The 2013-nt window shown below is 71.2% G+C and carries 2 protein-coding genes; both read right to left on the bottom strand.

Going from position 1 to position 2013, the window contains the following annotated elements:
* Positions 1-113: 113 nt before the first annotated feature.
* On the bottom strand, positions 114-1526 hold the full coding sequence (amrB, locus tag C4313_RS11670) for an AmmeMemoRadiSam system protein B (protein ID WP_352430016.1): 1413 nt from the start codon (positions 1524-1526) through the stop codon (positions 114-116).
* A 55-nt stretch (positions 1527-1581) separates the two neighbouring features.
* Positions 1582-1866: a DUF503 domain-containing protein gene (locus C4313_RS11665; protein ID WP_352430015.1), complete on the bottom strand. Its 285-nt coding sequence runs from the start codon at positions 1864-1866 to the stop codon at positions 1582-1584.
* Positions 1867-2013: the final 147 nt, after the last annotated feature.

Genomic DNA, 2013 nt, shown 5'->3' with positions numbered 1-2013 from the left:
CCCGACCCAGACCGCCACGAAAGGCAGCACCCATCCTGCCCATCTTCCCACGTCCTTTCCCCTCCCCATTTCATTTTGGTGATATGGGCGCAGCGCTGCGCCCCGAGCGCCCCTCAGCGGGCCTCCTCCCCGAACACCTCGGCCTCGAACCGGAACAGGCGGGCGCCGGGGCGGCGCCAGGCGTCCTCCGGGAGGCCGGCCTTCAGACACAGGGCCCGCAGGAAGGTCTCCCGATCCCATCCCTGCTCCACCGGGACCTGGGGGAGCAGCAAGGCGGTGCGGCCGCCGGCCATCAGGAACAGGCCGTCCCGCCCCACCACGATCTCCGCGACGTCCGTCACCGGCCGTAGGGGCGAGAGCACGCTGATCTCATAGGCCAGGTGGGGCAGTTCCTCCGGGACCACCGGGGGGAAGCGGGGATCGTCCAGGGCCGAAAGCGCCGCCACCCGCTGCACAGCGTGGGCCAGATCCGACCGGGGCCAGATCTCCCCCCGGCATCCCCGCAACTGCCCCGCCTGGGTGAGGGTCACGAAGCACGCCCGGGGCAGCAACAGCGCCGGCGAGGTGGTTGAGAGCGGGGGCAACGGCTTCCCGTGGACGGCGTGGTCCACCGCCTCGCGGGCGATGCGGAGCAGGGTCTCCCGATCGGCCTGGCCCAGGGGCGGCTCCGGCGCCCAGGAGAAGTGGATGGCCGCGTAGCCCACCACGCGGTCCTTCGAGCCGTAGGGCACATCGCTGGAGTTGGCGTATTTGAGGAGGTGGGCGTGGACCGCGCCGATCCGCCGGGCGTAGACCATGGCCGTGAGGACCGGTCCCTCGCCACACATCAATGTGACCAGGCCAGGGATCCGGCGGCCCATCCACTCGGCGATGGTCTGGTGGACCAAGGCGGGCTCCAGCGAGAGGATGGCCCCGATGCTGCTCAGATCCACCTGACGGGCGTGGGCGTCCCGGGGGTAATGGGAGAGGTCGCTGCTGGCGATGACGATGGCCCGGCGCCCGGCGAGGACGTGGGCCAGGGCCTCGGCCAGGGCCTCAACGTTCTCCATCGAGGGCTCCCCGACCATCACCGGCACGAACCGCAGGTCCGGCCACAGCCGCTGCAGGAAGGGCAACTCCACCTCGATGGAGTGCTCCTCCAGGTGCACCTCCGGCACGAAACGGATCCGCGGGCTGGCCGCCAGCAATGCCTCCGCCAGCGCCTCGTCGATGGGGACCTCCCCCAGAGGCGTCCGCCAGGCCCCTCGGGCCCAGATAGAGATCTCCCGGAAGAAGGGCTCCACGTGGTTGGTGCCCACCACCACCACGGCGTCATACGCGCGCCCGGCCAACTGCTTGAACCCCCACGCGGCGACGGGGCCGGAGTAGATGTAGCCGGCGTGGGGGACGATCAGGGCGGCCGGCTCCACCTCGTAGCGCGGGGCCTCCGCCAACAGTCGATCCACCATCTCCGCCAGCGCGCCGGGGTCCGCCGGATAGAAGGTCCCGGCCACCGCCGGCTCCCGGACGGTTAGGACGCGCCCCATCGCTCACCTCCCTTCCATCCCGTCGCGCCCGTGGCGGCCCCGCCGGAGCCCGGAGTCACCAGATGCTGATCTCCCAGTCCACCACCATCACGTCGGGCCGGCTGGCCTCGATCCAGCGAACGGCGTTCTCCAGGGTGGCGTGGATGTGGCCCGCGTCGGTGGAGATGGTGGCCAGGCCCAGGCGGGCGGATTGCGGGAAATCCTGGTGGTCGATCTCCGCCGCCGCCACGTTGAAGGTCTGACGCAGGTGGGCGATCAGCGATTTCATCACGCTGCGCTTGTCCTTCAGGGACATCGCCCCGGGCAGGTGCAGATCCACCGTGCAGGTGCCGACGACCATCCGCGCTCCACCTCCCGGATCCTGGAATCAGGGCCGCGCCGCCTCGCCTTCCCGGCGTTTCAGGGTCAGCAGGGCCAGCCGCCCCCGCCAGGCCGCCGCCCGCGCCCGCTCCCGCTCCTCGGCGGAGAGGTCCATAATGTTGCGGCC

The organism is Thermoflexus sp., assembly GCF_040289485.1.
GTDB lineage: Bacteria > Chloroflexota > Anaerolineae > Thermoflexales > Thermoflexaceae > Thermoflexus.
This window is presented reverse-complemented; position numbering and strand designations above follow the sequence as displayed.

Excerpts from the sequence above, each read along its gene's own strand:
- amrB (WP_352430016.1), bottom strand. The coding sequence starts at position 1,526 with ATGGGGCGCGTCCTAACCGTCCGGGAGCCGGCGGTGGCCGGGACCTTC.
- C4313_RS11665 (WP_352430015.1), bottom strand. The coding sequence starts at position 1,866 with ATGGTCGTCGGCACCTGCACGGTGGATCTGCACCTGCCCGGGGCGATG.